This window comes from Roseibium sp. FZY0029 (assembly GCF_036350355.1).
In the GTDB taxonomy this organism is placed as follows: Bacteria; Pseudomonadota; Alphaproteobacteria; order Rhizobiales; family Stappiaceae; genus Roseibium.
Map to the genome: position 1 here is coordinate 1 of NZ_JAZDVZ010000010.1, position 16,845 is coordinate 16,845.

The following is a 16,845-nucleotide window of genomic DNA, read 5'->3' on the forward strand; positions in this document are numbered from 1 at the left end:
CTTAAATTGGGAACAGACTAACCTCAAAACGAGGAACTTTCAGGGGAGCAGGTCACAGCACGTGGATGACGATGTGAGGAGAATTGTGCGTGGGCTTGGCTGTTAATCTGATAATCGCCACAACTGCTCCCCGTTCCCACTCCCCTCAGAAATAACACGCCCTTGCTTCCGCATTCCACCTAGAGCGTGTGACACGTTGTTTTTAAGCTTCACGATGTGTGCATGGTCGTTCGGGTTATCTCCGCGGATCCTCTGCGATTTGCAACGCAATCTGACGGCTTGTTACAGGTTCTGTAGCGGTTCGGAGGATGCTTGACACCTGTCGCCATATCTCGCCGCGCTTATGCTGTTTCTTGCCTACGTTTTTGGGCATCAGAGCGTCGTAATCAGCCTCGAAGTCCAATAGGCTCAGAACTCGGTCTATCGCAGCTATCTCACTACCGGCAGTAGCCTGTAGCTTTCTTAGCTCTTGATCCTGGTGACAGAGTTCAACCCTTTTCGCCAGTAAGCCTCGTATGGTCTGATCGTAGCTTTTTAGTTTTGCGGGTTTGTAATCTGTCATAGCCTAGGCTCAGGAGGACAAGTTATAGACGAACGCCCGCTCTTTATTGCCCCTGATGCCTTTGCCGTTATTCTTGGCCTGACCGGAAAGATGTTTGGCTACGGATTGGGAAGCCGCATCCCGATGTGAACCTAGATCCAGATATTGTTCTGGCGATGTCACTGGCACCTTCCGAAGGTCTCCATTTGGGCCAGCTTCTAATAGAAAAGGCTCGCGAGGCTGAAGAGAGACTAGCTCGACATTAGCCGATTTCCAGAATTCCATGGTCTTTTTCCTTGGTGCGTTTGCTACCTAATGCCGCATCCCTCCTTTGGTCATCCCGGACGCAGCGCAGCGAAGATCCGGATCGGGGAGCCGAGGGTCGGCGAAATGGGCACCTAAAAAGGAACCTTTATCTCCCCGATCCCGGCTCGCGCTCCGCTTGGCCGGGATGACGATGGGGTTCCGAATTGCAGCCCCAACAAGCCATGTCAGCCCGGAAAGAACCCTGCTTCCAAGCGCATTCACGCGAGTAACAATTTCGAGAAAAACTGGAGAATGCGCGTTTGCGCTGCCGGGACGGTTACCGGTCCCGCAACCAGTCCAGAGACACTTGCGTCCCGTCCGCCTGGACGAGATCGAGGCGACTGGAGAGGATCAGCGACAACGCGCCCAGGTCATTCGTCTTCCAGAGATAGATCGTATGGCGCGTCGGCTCGAAGCGGGCACAAGCCGTCGCGCCAACGTCGGCAACGTAGCGCGGCGGGCCATCGCGCCGGATGTCAAAGCCCTTGGCACCGCTTGCATCGTCCGGATTGGTCAGGCAGACCGTTACCAGACGCGCGGAAATCGCATCATCTGCATCGGCGGTTTCTTCCAGTGGAGCCGGAGCCGGGGCCGGCGCACGCCCTGCTGCAGACTTCTCGACAGCCGAGCTCAAACCTTGAGTGTCCGCGCCCGTGGCTTCCTGTTTTTGCGATTCCTGTTTCGGCCCAGCGGCAGGCGCAACGCGTTGCCGCTGGGGAGCTATCTGTCCGATAGCTGGTTCGGACACACCATCAAAGCCAGCTGCCTCCTCAAAGGCGTTGTTGGAAGGTGCTGGGGCCGGCGGCGGGGAAGCCTCGACGGCAGCCTCTTCACCATCCATCAGCCGGTGCTCTGGCTCGCGCCGTTCGAGAGGTTGCGCCGGTTCGGCGGCGACCACCGGAGCGCTCTCCGGTGCAGGCACCTCGCCTTTCTGAAACCGGATCAGGTCGTTGCTGCCGCTTTCCAGGAACGTCGGCTCCGGCAAGCCGCTGGCGAGAACCGTGACAGTGGCGCAAGACAGCAGCAAGCCTCCGATGAGAAGGCTTCTGGCAGATCTGCGCTTTTGCTGGTTGCTGGTGGGCATGTGGCTTGTCGATAGGTCCTTCAATTTGCGGGCTCAAGGTAACGGGTATTCACCCATCCGGAAATTGCATCCGAACGGATTTCGCACCAGCTTCCTTCACAGCTCTCGGAAAGTTCCACATTACAGGTTCCTGCCGCAAGAGCGCCGGTGACCGCATGCCGTGTTCCGGGCCCCTTCCGCACATTCAGCACATCATCCCGCGCAATGGAAACACACATGAGCCGATTGTCGGGCGCGTCACCGGAAGACCGGAACATGGCCGGAGGCGCAGCCGATGCGGTACATACCCCTCCGACATTCTCACCGCGCGCGCAAAGCGGACTGACCTTCATCTCCAGCAGCTCCCATTCGCCCGACGCCGTGCGTATCACCGTACCCCGATAGTGTTCGCCGGACAGGCTGTCATCGAGATATCCCGTCATGACGATATCGACACTGTAGCCGCTGCCCGCCTTGCGCACCTTCAGGTCCAGAGCGGCATTGCCTTCGTCACTTTCCGGATGGCCTTGCAGAAACGGCATCAGCACATCCATGAAATTGGCCGCGACCGCCGTTCCGGGGGCAACGCGGATCTCGCGGAAACCGTCATCCTGTGCCAGCGCCGAGCCCGTCAAAAGCAGGCAGGCAACGGGTAACGCGGCAAGCGAGACGGTGGAAAATCTGAAAGAGCGGGGCATGGCAAAATCCTCTTGTGGGTCACACAAAGCAGTAACCCATGTCCGGTCGCCGCCAGCCATGGGGCCAATCCCCCATTCCGGCCGGGGCAAGCAGCCTCCCGGTCAAAGTTCCCGCGACGGATCGATCATGCCTTCCTTCAAGGCCTTGGCCATCAACTGCGGCACCGAATGCACGTTCAGCTTCTGCATCAGGCTGGTGCGATGCTTGTCGACGGTCTTGATGCTGATGCCGAGGCCTTCGGCAATTTCCTTGTTGGACCGCCCGGCGAGAATCAGGTTCAGCGTCTGCCGTTCCCGGTCGGTCAGCACCGGCGGTGCAGGCGTTTCTTCCAGGATCTTCAGAAACACGTCCGAAATATGCCGCTGCCCCCGCAGGATTCCCGGCAGTTTCTGGTAGAACTCGGCATTGTCCGAGGCTTTCGAAAACAGCCCGTCGACCCCTGTTTCAATAAGGTCGGATATCAGCCCGACTGCGGAAATGCCGGTCAGGACGACGACCCTCGTTTCCTTCGACCAGCGCCTTGCCTCGATCAGCACTTCCACGCCGCCCGCCATCGGCATGGAAACGTCCAGCAGCAACAGATCGGGCCGGTGCCTGCGCACTTCGGCAATCGCGCTCAGTCCGTCGCCGGCTTCCGCCAGCACGTTGATCCCCTCCGGTTCGATCAGGCCCGGTTTTTCCAGAGCATCGCGCAGCCCGGAGCGAACGATTGCGTGATCGTCTGCAATGATGGCACTATATCTTTGATCTTTCACGGCTCTCGATCCAGCAGCAGCAGTCCTTCTATCTGACATGCCTTAGGGGAAATGACCAGAATTCTGCACCTGTGGGTCTTCCTGTTTTTCAGTCTTCTCGTGACCGGTCTTGCCCGTGCCGAAACGGTGCGCCTTGAACCCGGCCAGGGCATTGGCGATCTGAAGCCGCATCTGGTTTATGAAAGTGACCCGTCAGCATCGCTCGCAGATATCCTCAATCGATTTCGCTCCGGCACGTTTTCATCCACGCTCAAGGCCTCACTGCTGGGAACCAACTATGCACCCGAAGCCTGGGCAGCGGTCGAAATCTACAACGCAACCCTGAACGATGGCCGCGCCCCCGACCCTTTCATCCTCACCGTGGAACTGCCGCTTGTCAGCGAGTTGGATGCTTATGTCATCCGCGAAAGCGGCTTTACGGAAAACCTGATCAACTATTCGATCTTCGAACCCTTCGCCCCCGAAGACCATTCCGTGACGCGCCTGCGCACCCCCGTATTCCAGATTGCGCCGCAAGAGCGGGTCACACTGCTGGTCAATTTCAAGTTCGGGCCGTTCCAGTCCTTCAAGATGGCGCTGGAAACGCCGGTCGAACTGGAAGCATCCGCTTTTGCGTCCGGCATCACGCACACGGCGTTCTACGCCTTCACCATTTCCTGCCTGATCTTTTTCTTCGGTTTTCACCTGGCCATGAAAAACTGGATCGGCATGCTGTATGCCCTCCAGTTCGGCCTCGGCCTCGCCTTCATCGGCTATATCGACGGTCTCTGGTTTCGCTTCTTCTTTCCCGACAATCCTGAACTCCAGTCGCCAATCGGTTTTTTTCTGCTGTTTGCGCTATCGGGCGTCGGCTTCGTCATTTCAGGGCGCTCGCTTGTCGAGGATCGGCGCGAAACCCGGCTGTCCATCGCTCTGACATCCATGTCAGCCCTCTCGGTCGCCGGTTTCGTGCTTTCCTTCTTTTCGCCCGGCACCTACGTCGCCTTTTTCGGCTACGTGCTTCTGGCCTTCATGTTTGTCTCGGTTTTCCTGGCGGGCCGCCGCTGGCGGCGTGCCGAAGGGGCAGCACATTTCAGCGGCGAACTGATATCGGCTGCCGGAACGCTTTTGGTCGTCGGTCTGATTGCCTTGATGGTGGTTGGGCTGGAGGCGGAAATCCTGCCTGTGGCAACCACGGTCAAAGGCATTTTCTCCTGCCTGCTGATTGCCACCATGACCGGGCTGACCGCCCATATCGTGGCCCTGCGCCACAAGCATGCAAACGCTGTTAAGGCTGAAATCAAGGCTCTTGAAGCGGAAGCCAGGCGCAGCCGGGAGCTGCTTGTCGCCGAGCGCAATTATACCCGCGCCCGTGACCTTGCCAGCCTGCGCCAACGCCAGCTGGCCACTGCCTCCCATGACCTGAAACAGCCGATCACGTCGCTGCGGCTAAGCTTCGACCACCTGGCCGACCATATAGAACCCCCGGTCCGGCGACGCCTTGCAGAGGCCTTCGACTACATGGAAGCCCTGTCGAATTCCTATCTGAAGGAAACGACACCACGAAGCGCTGAAGCAGAAACCGAAAACTTGCCTGACCAGAAAGCCGGCGACGAACCTCTCCAGACCGGTGTCAGGATGGCCCATACGGAACCGGCGGAAACCGAGAGCTACGAGCTCTCGCTCGTGCTCGACACGGTCCAGCAGATGTTTGGTGAAGAAGCAATCTCAAAGGGCCTGAAGCTGCGCCGGGTTGCCTCATCCCGCAATACCGCCGTGCCGGCGATCGTGCTGATGCGCATTGCCAGCAATCTGGTTTCCAACGCGGTCAAATACACCGAGACGGGCAAGGTGCTGATCGGTGTGCGCAACCGCGGCCGGACCGTGGAGCTTTGTGTCCTCGACACAGGTCCGGGCCTGACCGGGGCTGAGCAGGAAAGCTTCCTCAAGGCCTACGAGAAAGGCAGCTTGTCCCGCGGCCACGGCCTCGGCCTGTCTGTTTGCCATGACCTTGCCCGGGAACATGGCCTCGCGTTCACCTGCCAGTCCGTGAAAGGCAGGGGAACGCAATTCAGGCTGACACTGCCCGTTTCAAACTGACGGAGGCACTGGAGGGGCTCCAGTCACGCAGTTGCGCCGCGCGTGCCTGTCTCGTGGATCTCGATCAGGCTCGGCCCGGAGAGGTCCGCAAACCGCTTCAAGGCGCTTGCCAGCTCCGCCACATCGTCAAGACGGACGGACGGCAGGCCATAGGCTTCAGCAATCTTGCCGAAATCGGGTGCCGACGGGGTCACGCCTTCCGGCTCAATTCCGCGGTCCACCATGTAGGACCGTATCTCGCCGTAACCGTCGTTGTTCCAGACCAGGAAGATCACGCGCGCCCCGCAATCCACCGCCGACCCGATTTCGGCAAGCGAAAACTGAAGCCCGCCATCGCCCACCAGGCAGATCACCTGTGTTCCAGGCTCGCCGATGCTGGCACCAATCGCCGCCGGGGGGCCATATCCAAGCGCTCCGAACCCCGTTGCCGCGTTGAACCAGCCGTGTGGCCGCCCCGCTTCATAATAAAGGTTGCCGGAGTAGATGGCCTGTGTGCTGTCGCCAACGATGATGCAGCCGGGAAGCGTCTCGCGGATCGTCTCCAGAACGCCGACCTCCGCCTGCATCTTCGGGCTGAGCCACGATGTAACCGCCTCGCGGCAAGCCTTCGCCCGCGCAGCGCCGTCCGCATCCGTTTCGTGCCCTTCAAGCAGCGGCAGAAGATCATCCATCAACTGACCGACACTCGACAGCATGGGCAACGCGGCCTCGGGACCGCGTGCAAGCTGGTCCGCATCGATATCGACACGCACCAGGTTGGCAAGCTCCGGAAAGCCGTCGTCCGCATACATGTCGTAGTCGGTCTCTCCCATCTGGGTGCCAAGGGCAATCACCAGATCGGAGGCTCCGATCACGTCCCGCACGGCGGCAAGGCTCGGGCTGGCCGGGATCGACAGCGGATGACCGGCAAACATGCCCCGCGCATTGACCGTGGTGACCAGCGGCGCATCGATCTGCTCGGCCAACTGCCGGATCTTGTCGGCAGCTGCAACGGATCCGCCGCCACACAGGACTACAGGACGGCGGGCCTGCCTGCATTTTTCCGCCAGCTCGGCTACCTGAGCCTGCGCCGCCCGAGGGCCGCAGGCCTTTGAAGGATGGAGGTCGCCAAGCGAGATCTTCTCAACCATCACATCGGTCGGAATTTCGATGTGGACTGGGCCAGGCCGCTTTGATTGGAGAATTGCAAAGGCCCGCTCCATGACAGCCGGCAGATCCGCAGGTTCCAGAAGCGTGTGCGTCATCAGGGCAAGCGGTGCCATCATGGCCCGCTGGTCCGGCAATTCATGCAGCTTGCCCCGACCATGGCCGAGAGTTGCCCGGGCATTGACGCCCGAGATCACAAGCATCGGCACGGAATCCTGATAGGCCTGTGCCATGGCGGTGATCGTGTTGGTCAGGCCCGGGCCGGTAATCACCAGGGCCACGCCGGGTTTTCCGGTTACCCGGGCATAGCCGTCGGCCATGAAGCCTGCACCCTGTTCATGGCGCGGGGTAATGTGGCGGATGTCGGATGTGGCAAGACCCCGGTAGAGTTCAACCGTGTGCACGCCCGGAATTCCGAAAACGGCCTCGACGCCATTGGCTTCCAGAATATCGATCAGTGCTTCACCGACCGTTTTGGTGACTACGCCCATTTGCGGTTCCCCTCGCCTTTGCCGAGACCGTCCGCAAAAGCGGCAATCCGGTCTGTTGCTTCGCAAAGCGTTTCATCGGCAACCGTCAGCGACAACCGGATGAAATTTGTAGCCTGATCGCCGAAAGAGACCCCCGGCATGACCGCGACCTGCTTTTCCTCCAGCAGTCGCTCCGCGAAACTGGCACCGTCCAGCCCTGTGGCGCTGACATCCACCAGAAGGAACATGCCCGCTTCCGGCATCATGGGCTTCAGGGCGCCGTGACCGGACAGATGGTCGAGGATAAGCTTTGCCCGTCTCAGATAGTTCTCCCGCATGCGCTCCGCGGTGTCGAAATCTCCGGAAATCGCCATGGCGGTCATGTCCGCAATGAACGGCTGACCGCCGAACAACATGGTCTCGGAAACCGCCAGCAACCGCGTGCAGAACTCCTCCGGGCCGATGGCCCATCCGGACCGGAACCCGGGAGCGGCATGAGACTTGGAAATCGAGGACACCACAATGGTGCGGTCGGCCAGCTTCGGCTGGTCGAAGGGCGAGGCAAAAGCCCCTGAAAAAATCAGTTTCTCATAGACTTCGTCGCAAACGATCCAGAGGTCGTGTTTGATGCAGACCTCGCCGATCGCGGCAATTTCATCAGCCGTCAGCGTCGCTCCCGTCGGATTGTGCGGTGTATTGAGCAGGAGCACGCGGCTGTCCGGTGTGATCGCTTTTTCAAGATCTTCCGCCTGAAGGTGAAACCCCTTTTCCGCACGCAGAGGCACTGGAACCATACGCGCGCCTGTCGCGGCGATTACGCCTTCATAGGTGGCGTAAAGCGGATCGCCTGCCAAAACGGCATCACCCGTCTCCACCAGCCCCAGCATGACCGCAAACAGGGCCGTCTGGGTGCCGGGGAAACACAGGACGTTCTTCTCGCTCACATCCGGACGGCGCTGGCGGTATTTTTCCGTGAGCGCAGCGACGATACCCGGTTCCCCGCGTCCGTTGGAATAGCGGATGCGACCGGCCTTCATTGCCCGGGTTGCTTCTTCGAACAGGGCTTCGTCGGGCAGGATGTCCGGCTCACCGATGGTCAGTTCAATAACGGGAATACCCGCCGCAGCCATTTCGCGCGCCTTAATGTGGACGGTCCATTTTCCCGAGCCCAGATGGGCAAGGCGGTCGGTGATCGACGCATAACGCATAGTCGGTCTCTCAATTCGTTTGGGGTTTGGCGGCAAGGCTTATTCCGCCGAGCAAAGCCTCGACGGATTTGATGGCAACGCCCGGCAGGGGCGTTTCCGAAAACAGGTGACCCACAAGCGTGCCTTCGATCCACAGACCGTCGATCACGCCGTTGATCGCAATTGCCAGTTCCCGGCAGCGCTTCGCATCCGCGCTTTCTCCGGCTTCAACCAGCACATCGGCAACAAGCGCTTCCAGCACGGAGCGGAAGGCCAGATAGCTCTCAAGGTGAATTTCCGCAAAGGCCGGATCGACGCGAACATGACTGATGAACGCCGCCCAGAGCGACAACGTCCGCCCGTCGGCGACCGGCGGCGTCAGGTTTGCCACGATGAAGTCGTGCAACTTCGCCCTCGGGCTCGGCTGATCGGTATCTGCGGCCGCAGAAACGGCAGCTGTCATGCCGGTCATGACCTCCCGATAGGCGTCCTGCAGCATCTGATCCTTGCTGGAAAAATAGTGGCGTATCAGACCGGGAGTGACACCGGCCCGGGCTGCGATTTCGCGCACGGTCGCACCGCGCAAACCGAGTTCGGAAATGCAGTCCAGCGTCGCCCGGATCAGATCCTGACGCCGGACGGCCTCGCTGGCGCGATGAAACGGACGACGGCTCATACCCGGCTCCAATGCAGCGGATAGTCTTGCGTGACAAGGGGCGCAGGCATGGTTTGGCACCGTGCTGCCAACGCCTCATTTGCCTGCCGCATCATCCTTGTGTCCTTCACCTTTATCTCCGGCCACATGACGCACCGGTATCGATTTTTTCGTTATTATACGGTTGAATAATTACGAGACAAGTGCAAAGCTTACAACTGTTGCCGCAGCAGAGAGCTGACGCTGCACTGGCAAAACCGACGAGGTCAGCAGGAAACAGAAACACCAACTGCACCGGTTTGATCCGGGCAATGGCGGTAGGATGGAATCAGCGGCGCCAGCCATCGAGGTACGTGACCTCTTCAAACGTTTCGGAGCTCTTGAGGTGCTCAAGGGTGTCTCGCTGACGGCCCGGCAGGGCGACGTGATCGCGATCATTGGCGGATCGGGCTCCGGCAAATCCACTTTTCTGCGCTGCATCAACATGCTTGAGATGCCAAGCGCAGGGTCGATCACCATCCATGGTGAAACGATCGACCTCAAGAAAGACGGCCATCATGGCCTGCGCCCTGCCAACCGCAAGCAGATCGAGCGCATTCGCAGCCAGCTTGCAATGGTCTTCCAGAGCTTCAATCTGTGGCAGCACATGACGGTCCTTCAGAACGTGATTGAAGTTCCGATCCATGTTCTGGGCATGAAACGCGACGAAGCCGTCGACATTGCAGAAACATTGCTGCGTCGTGTCGGACTGCACGAAAAGCAGGACGCCTATCCGGCATTTCTGTCCGGCGGCCAGCAGCAACGCGCCGCAATTGCCCGCGCTCTTGCCGTCCAGCCGCTTGCCATGCTGTTCGACGAACCGACATCCGCCCTCGACCCGGAACTTGTGGGAGAAGTTCTCGGTGTCATCGGCGATCTGGCCCGCGAGCGGCGCACCATGATCCTGGTTACCCATGAGATGAAATTCGCACGGGAAGTCGCCAGTCACGTCATCTTTCTGCACAACGGCATCATTGAGGAACAGGGCCCACCGGACCAGGTGTTCGATGACCCGAAATCTGAGCGGCTGAAGAAATTCATCAGCTCGATCAACTAGACCGTCCCGCGAACTTTTCGCGGGGTGGTCCAGCCGGAAAATCCGGCATGAAAACTCGAAAAACAGGGGAACAACATGAAGCATATTCTGAAAACAACGCTCGCAGCCGCCGCACTGGCCACCACGGCCTTCACCGGCGCTCTGGCCGAAGAAGTGAAGGTCGGCATCGCGGCCGAACCGTATCCGCCATTCACCTCACCCGATTCCAGCGGCAAGTGGGTTGGCTGGGAAATCGAGTTCATGGACGCGATTTGCGCGGAAGCCAAGCTTGATTGTGTCGTCACGCCGGTTGCCTGGGACGGCATCATCCCGGCGCTGACCTCCGGCAAGATCGACATGATCATCGGCTCCATGTCCATCACGGAAGAGCGTCTGAAAACCATCGACTTTTCCGACAAGTACTACAACACCCCGACGGGCATCATCGGCGCCAAGGGCGACGACTTCGAAGCAACTCCGGAAGGCCTGTCCGGCAAGATCATCGGCGTTCAGGTGTCAACCATTCATGCAGACTACGCCGAAAAGCATTTCGGTGACGTCGCTGCCGAGATCAAGCAGTACCAGACACAGGACGAAGCCAATCAGGACCTCGCCGCCGGCCGTGTCGATGCCGTTCAGGCCGACGCCATCGCTCTGGATGCGTTCCTGAAATCCGATGGCGGTGACTGCTGCGAACTGAAGGGCAACGTCGAGGACGACGAGGCGATCCTGGGTGCCGGCGTTGGCGTCGGCATCCGCAAGGGCGACACGGAACTGAAGGACAAGCTTAATGCCGCGATCAAGGCGATCCGCGACAATGGCACCTATGAATCCTTCTCCAAGAAGTACTTCGACTTCGATATCTACGGCGGCTAAGCGGCCGGATCACCCTTAAAAAAGCGTCCCGCGCCTTCTGGCGCGGGCAAACACTTTTTAAAAAGCAAGGTTGACCGCTGCCGATGGCTGCTTCTCCCGTCTTTCTCAATCTCGATCTGCTTGCCCTCTCGCCACCGGGGTGGGGTGGTGTTCTTCTCGCCGGGTTTGCAGCCTCGTTGCAACTCGCGGTCGGCGGCTTTGGACTGGGGCTGCTGATAGGCATCGGCGGCGCCTTCGGCAAACTCTACGGCGGGCCGATCCTGCGGGACCTGCTTGAGGTCTATACCACTGTCATCCGCGCCGTTCCCGAGCTCGTTCTCATCCTGCTGCTCTATTACGCCGGAACTGACGCGGTCAATTCGCTCCTGATGCTTGTGGGCCTGCCAAGGGTCGATATCAGTGGCCTGGCCGCCGGCATCTTTGTCATCGGTGTTGTGCAGGGAGCCTACTCGACCGAGGTTCTGCGCGGGGCCATCAAGGCCATCCCGCCCGGACAGATCGAAGCGGCCCGGGCCTACGGCATGTCCCCTTTCAAGACATTGCGCCGTATCACCCTGCCCGCCATGCTGCCCTACGCAATTCCCGGTCTCTCCAATCTCTGGCTCATTGCCACCAAGGATACCGCCCTTCTGGCGGTCGTCGGCTTCTCGGAGCTGACACTGGTGACCCGCCAGGCTGCCGGAGCCACCAAGGCCTACATGCTTTTCTATTGCGCTGCCGGCGTGCTCTATCTCACCCTGACGCTGGTATCCAACCGCGTCATCGGCCATATCGAACGACGCGCCAGGCGCGGAATTGCGGGGCCGATGTAAGATGAGCGATACCAAAGTCACAATGCCCGCCTATGTTCCGCCACCACCGCGCCGGTTGCTGGAACCTCACAGGATCTTCCTGATTGCTCTTTTCGGTGCCATCGTCTTCTGCGCCGTCTGGTTCTTGCGCTGGGACTGGCTGGAGAAATACCAATGGAAACTGATCCACGGCATCTGGGAAACGCTGTTTCTGCTGTTTTCAACGGCCGCCGCCGGTTTCGTCCTTGCTGTAATTCTGGGCATTGTCCAGGTCACCGGCCCAAGGCCTCTGGCCATGCTTGCACGCGGCTTTTGCACGTTGATCCGAGGCACACCGCTGCTGCTGCAGCTCTGGTTGCTTTACTACGGCCTCGGCTCGGTCTTCGCGCAATATCCGGAAATCCGGCAGTCGATGTTCTGGCCCTATCTGCGCCAGGCCTGGCCCTACGGGTTTACGGCCCTCATGCTTTCCTTCGCCGCCTACGAGGGCGAGGTCATGCGCGGCGCTTTCGCCGGTGTGCCGCGAGGCGAGCTGGAAGCCGCACGCGCCTTTGGCATGGGCCGTTTCACCATGTTCCGGCGCATCTGGCTGCCCCGGGCGTTCTATCGTGCGTTGCCGACCTTGAGCGGAGAAACGGTGCTGCAGCTTAAATCGACACCGCTTGTCGCAACCATCACGGTGGTCGATGTCTACGCCATCATTTCAAGAGTGCGGCAGGACACCTATCTCACCTATGAGCCTCTGCTTTTGCTCGCACTGATCTATATGTGTCTCACCGGGATTCTGGTAATGCTGTTCCGCTTCCTTGAAAACCGTATCCCCAGCCGTGGTGCGTAAATGACAGTACAGTCGTCCAACTTTCTTCCCGAAATCGTCGCGTCGCGGCGGCATCTGCACACGATCCCGGAGATCGGCCTGTCGGAATTCAAGACGTCGGACTATGTCGCCGGCGAACTGGCTGCCATGGGCTATGAGGTCACGCGGGGCCTGGCTAAAACAGGCATCGTCGCGACGCTGCGCAATGGCACCTCCTCGAAAAGCATCGGCATCCGCGCCGATTTCGACGGGCTGCCGATCCCCGAAGAAACCGGGGCGGAGTATGCCAGCACGCATCCGGGTGTGATGCATGCCTGCGGACACGATGGCCACACGGCCATGCTGCTCGGCGCCGCGAAAATCCTGGCGGAGCGCAAGCAGTTCGACGGGACAGTACACCTGATCTTCCAGCCTGCGGAAGAAAATTTCGGTGGCGCCAGATTGATGATGGACGACGGCCTTTTTGACCGTTTCCCGTGCGATGCCGTCTTCGGCCTTCACAACGACCCAACCCTGCCCTTCGGCCAATTCGCATTCCGTGCCGGCCCGATGATGGCAGCCGTAGACGAATGCAAGATCACGGTCATCGGCTACGGCGGCCATGGCGCCGAACCGCAGGCGGCATCCGACCCGATTGTCTGCGGTGCCAGCATTATCATGGCGCTACAGACCATCGCCTCGCGCAACATCCATCCCCTGCAGTCAGCCGTGATCACGGTCGGATCGTTCAACAGCGGCATTGCCAGCAACGTGATCCCCGAACGCGCGGAAATGAACCTGACGATCCGGTCTCTGGAACCGGATGTACGCGACGAACTGGAACGTCGCATCCGGCTGATCGCCGAAGGTCAGGCTGCCAGCTATGGCATGCGGGCCGAGATAGATTACCTGCGCGGCTATCCGCCCATGATCAACCACGTGGCGGAAACCGACTATCTGCGTGATCTCGCCAGACATTTTGCAGGCGAGGAAAACGTCGCCGATCTTACCCGCCCCTCAATGGGTGGTGAGGATTTTGGCTATTTCCTTGAGGAACGGCCGGGGTGCTACTTCATGCTTGGCACCGCGAAAACCGACCGCGACCCACCCCTGCACCACCCGAAGTACGACTTCAACGACGACATCCTGCCCATCGGCACGAACTTCTGGGTCGCGCTGGCGGAAGACTTCCTGTCCGGAAAAGAACGCGGATAATCAGCACAAGTTGAACATGCCTGTGGTCGGGGCGCCTGCTGCAACTCCAGCAAACAAGCGCCCCGAACGCCGCACCGGCACACTATTCGGACGACCGGCAGCAGGTCGGCACACCCTTCCCCACCCCATTTCTCCTTGAGCTGGAAAGCCTTTTCCCGGCCCGCTGAAGCTTGTCCGGAGGCCTTTCAAACCGGAAGGAACCATCGGCTTGCCTGAAGTCGATGGGTCTGTTGTCTTCCGGCAAAACGAGCCTCGCCCGCTTGCGAGGCACCCCGTGGCGCGAATTTTCGCTTCACTAAACGCAGACACTTGGTAGGATGTTGCGTGCCGCCGACAATGCAAAATTTATCAATAACATGATGAAAGCGTCCCAGAACGCTAAGTCAGATTTAAAAATTCGGTGAGTTATGGCAGAGATTACCAAGCGCAAGATGCTCGGTTTCCTTTCATTTATTGCATCTATTTTGGTAGCCTGGCTAACAGGCGCCACAAGTTCCGCAAAGGCCAGCAATCAGGCGCTGACAGATTCCGTCAAAAACACTTCCTGGCAGCTATCCAGCGCGCGGCAGATTTTTTCCCGGAGCACCCTGTTGCCGTTCGATGAGTCATTCGACCCGGCGGCGACCGGCAGCAGGCTGGAAAGTCCCGGCGGCAAACCGATCACCATTGCGGCGTATGAGAGCGAATCCCCAAGCGTGAAGGCCGGATCCGGAAAGGAACCTGTCCGGCCGTTTTTCCTTATTCCGAAAAGCGACAGCGAACCGACCACCATCGCCCGGGAAAGAGCCACACTTGAGCGCTTCCTGAACACGCGCGTTCGTGTGAAAAATGCCTGCGAACGGTGCCAGCAGAGGGTAAAAACCGGCCTCGAACCGGTCAGGTGCATCACCGAAGTGCTGAAGGACCTGGAGAACCGGCTTGCGCGTGAGGCGCAAAATGGCAGCGCGGTCGCGCAATCCGCCCTGCCCATCGTGCGCGAAATGGTGGTAAAAGTGGAGCAGGCGGAGAGCGGCGAAGCGGCCCTTGAAGCCGTGCGCGAAGGCATAAGCAAGGTTCAACGCATTCAGATCGTCCGCTCGCAGGATACGGTGATCGCGAACCTGCAACAGCAACAACGCGCCGTCCTGACAGAGACAATTGAGGCAGTCGAAATCAATCTGGCTTCGATGATTTCAATCTGAGTGAAATGCGGTTCCTGACCATGTACGTGTTTCCCGCCCGGCGACGTCTAGAGAGAGCTTTCGTGCTGGCGGTCATCCTGCTCGCCGTCACGGTTGCCTGGTTGCCGCCATCGCGAGCCCAGCAACTCGTGCCCGACACACGCATGGCGCTCATCATCGGCAATTCCAATTACAAGGGCGAGAAACTCCCCAATGCGCGCAACGATGCAGAAAGCATCGCTGCAACGCTGCAAACCCTCCGGTTCGACGTCACGCTCCTTCTGGATGCCACGCAAGAAGACTTCCTGAAGAAAACGGAAGAATTCTCGCAGGCGGTCGTCCGGCGCAACGCCAGCGTGGTACTGGTCTATTATGCCGGCCATGGGGTTCAACTGGCCGGCAAGAACTATCTTATCCCGGTCGATTCACGCATCAGCGACATCGACACACTGGTCAGCGACAGCATCCATTTCGACGAGTTGCTCAAGCTTGTCGGGCAAAGCAGCGCCTTCAAGATGGTCTTCCTCGACGCCTGCCAGAACAATCCGTTTCAGGATCGCATCAAGAGCCTCGAAGTCGGCTTGGCACCTCCGCCGGATGTCAGCGGGTTTCTGATCGGTTACGCCACTCAGCCGGGCAAGGTTGCTTACGACGGTGCGGGAGACAACAGCCCCTACGCCTCGGCGCTCCTGTCCTACATGCACGCATCCGGCCGCGAGGTGCTGTCCGTTCTGTCGGATGTGAACCAGAACGTGCGCAAGGTCACGGGTGGTGCCCAGGTTCCCTATGTTCAGTTTTCCGTCAAACCCGATTTCTACTTCAAGCCCGGACCGGAAACGGATGGAGATCTGGAAGTGGGGCTCTGGAAGCTGTCGGCACAGCAGGAAGATCCGAAGCTGATCCAGCTTTATTTGCAGCGCTATCCGGAAGGAAGGTTCGTCGACGAGGCACAAAAGATACTCGAACGGACCCTGAAGGATACGAATGGCACGCTGCCGGCCCCTGCGATCAGTCTCGCAAGTCTGGAAGACGACATCTGGTCGAATGCACTCGCCTCCCGGAACCAGGCCCTGCTGCAATATTACATCGAGCGCTTTCCGGACGGGCAATACCTGGAACAGGCAAAAACGCTTGTCACGCAGATGGTGCCCGACAACCCGAACAACCTGACGCCATCGGAACTCTGCAGACGGTTTGCCACCCATCCCAACGATTCCACGGTCATTTACCGCGGCGTTTCGCTGAACCTCCTGGCCAAGAATTCCGGAGCGGCCATTCACTCCTGCGAGCAGGCCGTCAGGGACTACCCGGACGTACCACACTACAAGGCCCTGCTTGCAAGAGCACGCGCAGCCGCCGGCGACACGAAGATCGCCGTCGATCTTTACCAGCAGGCAGCGGCAGCAGGCGATACGCGGGCGCTTGTCAGCCTTGGCCTTCTCTATGAACTCGGCCAGGGCCTGCCGAAAGACCTTCTGAAAGCGCGCGATTTGTTCGAACGCGCCTATGCCAACGGCAGTGCGGACGGTGCGATCAACCTTGCCGTTTCCCTCTATAACGGCACGGGCGGGTCCCGCGACGTTCCGCGCGCGATCACCCTTCTGGAATATGCGTCCTCGGAGGGCGCTGCCAGAGCAACCTACAATCTCGGCGTCTTTGCCAAGGAAGGCATCTACAAGAACCCGGAAGACGCCGCTGCCTATTTCGAGCTTGCCGCGCAGCAGGGATATGCGGAAGGCGCTCTCGCGGCTGCCGCCATCTACGACGAAGGGTTCCACACCGACAAATCCCCGCAAAAGGCCTCCGAGCTGCTGTTGTCGGCCTTGACGGCAGACAGCGGTGAGACGCTGGCAAAAATATCCGCCGAAGCCCGGAGCTGGTCGCGCGATACCATCCTTGAAATCCAGACCAGATTGCAGTCTGCCGGCTATTACGAGGGCACACTTGACGGCGTCCCGGGGCCACTCTTCAACCGCGGACTGGAGTCGTGGCGGCTCTATGGTGGCTCCCCATCGTGATTTCCGGCAAGAT

General features: G+C 59.6%; 15 protein-coding genes. 8 read left to right on the plus strand and 7 right to left on the minus strand.

Annotated features, from left to right (window positions below; all coding sequences use genetic code 11):
• Positions 1-571 precede the first annotated feature (571 nt).
• From V1T76_RS24100 to V1T76_RS24115, 4 genes are all read right to left on the minus strand, one after another.
• Entirely contained in the window at positions 572-826 is a 255-nt protein-coding gene (locus tag V1T76_RS24100; protein ID WP_330563237.1) for a hypothetical protein, read from the minus strand.
• A 298-nt stretch (positions 827-1,124) separates the two neighbouring features.
• The gene (locus tag V1T76_RS24105) at positions 1,125-1,931 is read right to left on the minus strand and encodes a hypothetical protein (protein WP_330563238.1); all 807 of its coding nucleotides are present in this window, start codon (positions 1,929-1,931) and stop codon (positions 1,125-1,127) included.
• Between the two features lie 20 nt (positions 1,932-1,951).
• A complete protein-coding gene (locus V1T76_RS24110; protein WP_330563239.1) occupies positions 1,952-2,608 on the minus strand; it encodes an SH3 domain-containing protein in 657 nt (218 codons plus the stop codon).
• Positions 2,609-2,710: 102 nt separating this feature from the next.
• Positions 2,711-3,364 (minus strand): response regulator transcription factor, encoded by a 654-nt coding sequence (locus tag V1T76_RS24115; RefSeq protein WP_330563240.1) that lies wholly within the window; start codon positions 3,362-3,364, stop codon positions 2,711-2,713.
• Positions 3,365-3,415: 51 nt separating this feature from the next.
• Between V1T76_RS24115 and V1T76_RS24120 the strand changes: the two genes are divergently transcribed.
• Complete coding sequence (locus V1T76_RS24120; protein WP_330563241.1) at positions 3,416-5,443, plus strand: sensor histidine kinase; 2,028 nt, start codon at positions 3,416-3,418, stop codon at positions 5,441-5,443.
• 23 nt (positions 5,444-5,466) lie between these two features.
• Here the strand turns inward: V1T76_RS24120 and V1T76_RS24125 are convergent, their stop codons facing one another.
• Genes V1T76_RS24125 through V1T76_RS24135 form a run of 3 tightly spaced genes read right to left on the minus strand, consistent with a single transcriptional unit; the run spans position 5,467 to position 8,922 of the window.
• On the minus strand, positions 5,467-7,080 hold the full coding sequence (locus V1T76_RS24125) for a 5-guanidino-2-oxopentanoate decarboxylase (RefSeq protein WP_330563242.1): 1,614 nt from the start codon (positions 7,078-7,080) through the stop codon (positions 5,467-5,469).
• On the minus strand, positions 7,071-8,267 hold the full coding sequence (locus tag V1T76_RS24130; protein WP_330563243.1) for a pyridoxal phosphate-dependent aminotransferase: 1,197 nt from the start codon (positions 8,265-8,267) through the stop codon (positions 7,071-7,073). The genes V1T76_RS24125 and V1T76_RS24130 overlap by 10 nt, the downstream gene beginning before the upstream one ends.
• Positions 8,268-8,277: 10 nt before the next feature.
• Positions 8,278-8,922, minus strand: coding sequence for a TetR family transcriptional regulator C-terminal domain-containing protein (locus V1T76_RS24135; protein WP_330563244.1), 645 nt, complete (start codon positions 8,920-8,922; stop codon positions 8,278-8,280).
• 301 nt (positions 8,923-9,223) lie between these two features.
• Between V1T76_RS24135 and V1T76_RS24140 the strand changes: the two genes are divergently transcribed.
• From V1T76_RS24140 to V1T76_RS24170, 7 genes are all read left to right on the plus strand, one after another.
• Entirely contained in the window at positions 9,224-9,997 is a 774-nt protein-coding gene (locus V1T76_RS24140; protein ID WP_330563245.1) for an ABC transporter ATP-binding protein, read from the plus strand.
• Positions 9,998-10,072: 75 nt separating this feature from the next.
• Complete coding sequence (locus V1T76_RS24145) at positions 10,073-10,852, plus strand: transporter substrate-binding domain-containing protein (RefSeq protein WP_330563246.1); 780 nt, start codon at positions 10,073-10,075, stop codon at positions 10,850-10,852.
• Between the two features lie 83 nt (positions 10,853-10,935).
• A complete protein-coding gene (locus V1T76_RS24150; protein ID WP_330563247.1) occupies positions 10,936-11,664 on the plus strand; it encodes an ABC transporter permease in 729 nt (242 codons plus the stop codon).
• 1 nt (position 11,665) lies between these two features.
• The gene (locus tag V1T76_RS24155; protein WP_330563248.1) at positions 11,666-12,481 is read left to right on the plus strand and encodes an ABC transporter permease; all 816 of its coding nucleotides are present in this window, start codon (positions 11,666-11,668) and stop codon (positions 12,479-12,481) included.
• On the plus strand, positions 12,482-13,654 hold the full coding sequence (locus V1T76_RS24160; protein WP_330563249.1) for a M20 aminoacylase family protein: 1,173 nt from the start codon (positions 12,482-12,484) through the stop codon (positions 13,652-13,654). It abuts the gene before it with no gap.
• A 590-nt stretch (positions 13,655-14,244) separates the two neighbouring features.
• Entirely contained in the window at positions 14,245-14,835 is a 591-nt protein-coding gene (locus V1T76_RS24165) for a hypothetical protein (protein WP_330563250.1), read from the plus strand.
• Positions 14,836-14,897: 62 nt separating this feature from the next.
• Complete coding sequence (locus V1T76_RS24170; protein WP_330563251.1) at positions 14,898-16,832, plus strand: caspase family protein; 1,935 nt, start codon at positions 14,898-14,900, stop codon at positions 16,830-16,832.
• Positions 16,833-16,845: the final 13 nt, after the last annotated feature.

Coding starts and splice junctions, on each gene's coding strand:
- V1T76_RS24150 (WP_330563247.1), top strand. CDS start 10,936: ATGGCTGCTTCTCCCGTCTTTCTCAATCTCGATCTGCTTGCCCTCTCG.
- V1T76_RS24125 (WP_330563242.1), bottom strand. CDS start 7,080: ATGGGCGTAGTCACCAAAACGGTCGGTGAAGCACTGATCGATATTCTG.
- V1T76_RS24110 (WP_330563239.1), bottom strand. CDS start 2,608: ATGCCCCGCTCTTTCAGATTTTCCACCGTCTCGCTTGCCGCGTTACCC.
- V1T76_RS24100 (WP_330563237.1), bottom strand. CDS start 826: ATGGAATTCTGGAAATCGGCTAATGTCGAGCTAGTCTCTCTTCAGCCT.
- V1T76_RS24160 (WP_330563249.1), top strand. CDS start 12,482: ATGACAGTACAGTCGTCCAACTTTCTTCCCGAAATCGTCGCGTCGCGG.
- V1T76_RS24140 (WP_330563245.1), top strand. CDS start 9,224: ATGGAATCAGCGGCGCCAGCCATCGAGGTACGTGACCTCTTCAAACGT.
- V1T76_RS24120 (WP_330563241.1), top strand. CDS start 3,416: ATGACCAGAATTCTGCACCTGTGGGTCTTCCTGTTTTTCAGTCTTCTC.
- V1T76_RS24130 (WP_330563243.1), bottom strand. CDS start 8,267: ATGCGTTATGCGTCGATCACCGACCGCCTTGCCCATCTGGGCTCGGGA.
- V1T76_RS24145 (WP_330563246.1), top strand. CDS start 10,073: ATGAAGCATATTCTGAAAACAACGCTCGCAGCCGCCGCACTGGCCACC.
- V1T76_RS24155 (WP_330563248.1), top strand. CDS start 11,666: ATGAGCGATACCAAAGTCACAATGCCCGCCTATGTTCCGCCACCACCG.
- V1T76_RS24105 (WP_330563238.1), bottom strand. CDS start 1,931: ATGCCCACCAGCAACCAGCAAAAGCGCAGATCTGCCAGAAGCCTTCTC.
- V1T76_RS24135 (WP_330563244.1), bottom strand. CDS start 8,922: ATGAGCCGTCGTCCGTTTCATCGCGCCAGCGAGGCCGTCCGGCGTCAG.